This is a genomic window from Pseudoxanthomonas sp. LjRoot204_2 (assembly GCF_056175765.1).
Window position 1 is genome coordinate 1 of sequence record NZ_JBGFFG010000279.1, and the last position, 4,512, is coordinate 4,512.

Consider the following 4,512-nt stretch of genomic DNA (forward strand, 5'->3'; position numbering starts at 1 on the left):
GGTCAGTGTCGATGCCACCACCGCCATGAACACTTCACGCGTGCCCTTGATCGCCGCTTCCAGAATGCCCATGCCCCGTTCGCGGGCCTTGGCGATGGACTCCAGCACGACGATAGAATCGTCGACGACCAGGCCCGTGGCCAATGCCAGGCCGCCCAGCGACATGACGTTCAGGCTCAGGCCCAGCTGGCCCATGAAGAAGAACGTGGCGATGATCGAGATCGGCAGCGACAGCGAGATGACGAAGGTGCTCCAGCCATCACGCAAGAACAGGAAGATGATCAGGATCGACAACAGGCCACCGATCACCGCATCGACCTTGACGTCCTTGATGGCGTGGCGGATGAAGACCGACTGGTCCTCCACGGCCGTCATCTCGATGTCCTTGGGCATCTCCTTGCGGATGATTTCCAGGCGCTGTTCCAGCGCATCGGCGGTCGACACGGTGTTGGCGTCGCCTTCCTTGTAGATCGCCAGCTCCACCGCCTCGTGGCCGGCGCTGCGGATCACCGCTTCGCGCTCCTTGTAACCCTGGCGCACGTCGGCCACATCCTTCAGGCGCACGCTGGGCGCGCCGCCGCTGGTGTCGCTGCGCAGCGCGGCGATCACATTCGGATCGCTGCTGCCCAGGATCGCCGTCATCAGTTGCTGGTTGGTGCCGGTCGAGCTACTGGACGAGGCACCCGCCGCGGTGGTCAACAACATTTCCCGCATCTGTTCGACCGTGGCGAACTGGTTGACAGTTCGCACAAGATAGCGCTGCGAACCCTCCTCCAGACGACCGCCGGAGAGGTTCACGTTTTCCTGCTGTAGGCGCTGGATCACGGCATCCAGTGACAGGCCCAACTGCGCCAGCTTGCGCTGGTCGATGTCGACCTGGATTTCGTCCTCCAGGCCACCGCCGACCTTGACGGCGGCGACGCCTGCAACGGGTTCGAGCTTGCGCTTGAGGTCCTCGTCGGCGTAACGACGCAGCTCCATCAGTCGGCGGATCGCGTCGGCGTCGTTGCCGGCCTCCTGCTTCGACGACAGCGCGAGGCGCATGATCGGCTGGGTGGACGGATTGAAACGCAGCAGCACCGGGGCCTTGGCCTCCAGCGGCAGTTGCAGCGTTTCCATCTTGTCGCGCACGTCCAGGCCGGCCTGCTGCATGTCGGTGCCCCATGCGAACTCGAGCACCACGTCGCTCTGCCCGGTGCGCGAGATCGACTTGAGCTTGCGCAGACCCTTGACGATGCCCAGGGCCTCTTCCGCCGGTTGCGAAATCAGCGTTTCCACTTCCGCCGGTGCCGCACCCTCATAGTCGGTGCGCACGGTCAGCGTCGGATAGCTCAGGTCCGGCAGCAGCTCGACCTTCAGGCTGGACAGCGATATCAGGCCGAACAGCACCAGGGTGAGCGTCATCATCGCGATGGTGACGCGGCGGCGCGTGGAGAACTCGATCAGGTCGAAGCCGCCGCCGGACGAAGGTCCGTGCGCACTCATTGCTTGCTCGCCTCTGCGGCCGGCGCCTTGGCCACCGTGGCGGCCTTCTTGTCCTGCCCGATCACCTGCACGGCGCTGCCTTCGCGCAACGCGGCCTTGCCCGCGATCACAACCTGATCGCCGGGCTTCAGCCCTTCGCGCACTTCGACCCAACCGGCATCGTTGTACCCCAGCTTCAGCACGGTGCGCTGGGCCTTGCTATTACGGACCACATACACGGCAGGCTCGCCACCGTCTTCCAGCAGCGCGGTGCGCGGCACCACCAACGCGTCGGCACGCTGGTCGTAGTTGATGTCGAGGCGACTGAACATGCCAGGCTGCAATTCGCCGTTGCCGGGGAACGAGGCCACCACGCGGAACGTACCTGTTCCGTTGTCGACCACGGGGGCGACGCGATCCACCGTGCCGGAGAACTGCTTGCCCGGCAAGGCATCCACCGCCAGCCCGACGGCCTGCCCGGGCTTGAGCTTGGCGATCTCGCGCTCGGGCACGTTCAAGGTGGCTTCCAGCCGCGAGGCGTCGACGATGCGGATGATCGGCGAGTTGATCTGCACGAAGTTGCCGGACTTGATGGAACGCGAGGCAACGACGCCGGAGATCGGCGCGGTGATCGTGGTGTAGGACAGTTCCAGCGACGCGGCGCGGTAAACGGCGCGCGCGTTCTCCAGGTCGTACTTGATCTGGTCCACGTCGTTGGCGCTGATCATCCGCTGTTCGACCAGCTGCTGGGCGCGCCTGTAGTTGTTCTCCAACTTGTGCATCTGCGCTGCGGCCTGGGCGACCTGCAGGCGCGGACGATCAGGGTCCAGCCGCACCAAGGCCTGGCCGGCGCGGACAACCTGCCCTTCCTCGACCAGCACGGCCAGCGCGACGCCGGATGTCTTGGCAACGACCTGGGACTCGCCCAGCGCTTCCAGCGTGGTGGTGCCGCTATAGCTGGCAGCCACCGCGCGCCGGGTGGCCTGAGCCACTTCGACCGGGACGGCCTCCGACTCCTTCTTTTCCTCTCCGTTCTTGGCCTGGGCCTCGGGCGTCGGGCCGTCCCCCTTGCAGGCGGACAGGACCAGCAGGCTGCACAGGACGGGAATCAGTGCCAGGCGCAGGTACGAACGGCCGGAATGGGGGCGGGGTCGGGACATGGAGGCGGTACCGTGGTGGTGTTGTGGTGGTGTTGTATCAAGGTATATCACCCCTGAACGACTTCCATGCGCCGAAGGTCATGGTGACTTGCGTCGGCGTTCGTGCCCGCGGCGATCGTGCTCGAGCCAGGATGCGATGGCGGGTTGCTTCGTCGGAGATGCGACATGCCGGACACCGGCGCGTCGTTGTGTCCCATCGCGTGGTGCTCGCGTGCGAAACGCCCGAGTACCGTACGCGCGCCGAGCAGGAGGGAACACGGCGCATCTTCGCGCCTGTGCGTGACATTCTGTCGCAGGCTATACTTGCGTTCAGCCAAGCGCTGCGGTGGTACGTGGCGCGCGCAACCTGAGAGTTTCACGAGAATGATGCGACTGCTGCCGCTCGCTGCTTGCCTTGCCTTGGCCGCCCTTCCGCTGGCCGCCCTGACCGCCCAACAGGAAACGCCGGTCGCTCCGCCGGTCGCCGAAGCCGCAGCGCCGGCCGCTGCGCCCAAGCCGCTGGTCGGCAACGCCGACACCGGCCGTACCCTGACCTACACCTGTCAGGGCTGCCACGGCATCGTCGGCTACAAGAACGCCTACCCGAGCTTCAAGGTGCCGAAGATCGGTGGGCAGTCGGCGGAGTACCTGTCCAATGCGCTGACCGAATACCGTACCGGCAACCGCAAGCACCCCACGATGCAGGCCCAGGCGCAGAGCTTCTCCGACCAGGACATCGCCGACATCGCCGCTTTCCTTTCCACCGTCAAGTAATCCCACCATGCCCAACGCCAAGCACGCCCAGCGTCTAGCCATCGTCCTGTTCGCGGCCCTCACCCTGGTGGCTTGCTCGAAGGAAAGCACCGAGGCTTCGGCCGAAAACCCGGGCCACGCCAGTGGCGAACACGGTTCCAGTTCGTCGGCAGGCCTGCCGAAGGGGCATATCGCCAAGGGCGAGGAACTGGCCAAGGCCAAGGGCAAGGCCACCGGGCAGAGCTGCATCGACTGCCACGGCGCGGACGGCAATGCGCCGATCGACGACACCTATCCCAAGCTGGGCGGCCAGTACGGCGACTACCTGGCGCATGCGCTGCAGGCGTACCGGGGCGGCGATCGCCAGCACGCCCTGATGTCGCCCCAGGCCGCCAACCTGAGCGACCAGGACATCTCCGACCTGGCGGCCTACTTCGGTTCGCGCCCCTCGCAGCTGCGCGATCTGCACGGCGTCCACGAGTAAGTCTTTCCCGCATCGGKTACGCGAGAACGGAGCCCTTGGGCTCCGTTTTCTTTTGTGGGGACGGCAGGTGTCCTCGGGGGCAAGGTCGCGCGCGACGACCCTTCCAAATGCTTCATCGCAACTGACCTCGCTTCCTGGGGCGACGCGCGCGTCGACCTGATCAGCTGTCCGTCGGGATCGGCGTGCGCTTGACCGGGATCTCCGGTGGCGGGCGGGCCTTGGGCGGCTCGGGGAACAGGCTGCCGAGGCCACAGCCTCCGCCCAGTTGCAGGACGGAGATCGAACACTTGAGCTTCATGTTGGTGCCCGGGATGGGAATGTCGACTTGGCGGACATTCCGCCGCACCCATTCGGCCAGCAGCGACTCGCTCGGCACCCAGTATTTGTCGAAGCTGGTCGGCTCGTAGTCGTAAGGCGGCCGCTGCAGCCACGTACCCGCCTCCGCCAGCCGTTCGCGGGTCCACTGATCGTTGCCGCCGCCGGGAGCGCCCCGCTCCGCCGCCGCGTCGCCCGCATTGCCGGGCACGCGCAGACTGCCATCGGCGTTGTAGAGGCCCGCGTTGCCGCGCCCATCCGCGACGCTGTCGCCCGCGACCTCGCGCCGCGCGTTGCCCCAGTCATCGGCGCGCGCCGGGGTGTCCCAGCCACCGGCCCGGGGGCTCGGCACGGGTC

General features: G+C 66.5%; 3 protein-coding genes and 2 pseudogenes. 2 read left to right on the forward strand and 3 right to left on the reverse strand.

Going from position 1 to position 4,512, the window contains the following annotated elements; translation table 11 throughout:
* Together AC04L7_RS12895 and AC04L7_RS12900 are read right to left on the reverse strand one after the other, a co-directional pair.
* A pseudogene (locus AC04L7_RS12895) lies at positions 1-1,440 on the reverse strand (efflux RND transporter permease subunit); the annotation flags it as partial.
* Positions 1,441-1,481: 41 nt separating this feature from the next.
* Entirely contained in the window at positions 1,482-2,624 is a 1,143-nt protein-coding gene (locus tag AC04L7_RS12900; RefSeq protein WP_435998820.1) for an efflux RND transporter periplasmic adaptor subunit, read from the reverse strand.
* Between the two features lie 366 nt (positions 2,625-2,990).
* Here AC04L7_RS12900 and AC04L7_RS12905 point away from each other — a divergent pair, with 366 nt between their 5' ends.
* Complete coding sequence (locus AC04L7_RS12905; RefSeq protein WP_436001021.1) at positions 2,991-3,377, forward strand: c-type cytochrome; 387 nt, start codon at positions 2,991-2,993, stop codon at positions 3,375-3,377.
* A 7-nt stretch (positions 3,378-3,384) separates the two neighbouring features.
* Positions 3,385-3,840, forward strand: coding sequence for a c-type cytochrome (locus tag AC04L7_RS12910; RefSeq protein WP_296282367.1), 456 nt, complete (start codon positions 3,385-3,387; stop codon positions 3,838-3,840).
* 160 nt (positions 3,841-4,000) lie between these two features.
* Here the strand turns inward: AC04L7_RS12910 and AC04L7_RS12915 are convergent.
* Positions 4,001-4,512: pseudogene (locus AC04L7_RS12915) on the reverse strand (hypothetical protein); the annotation flags it as partial.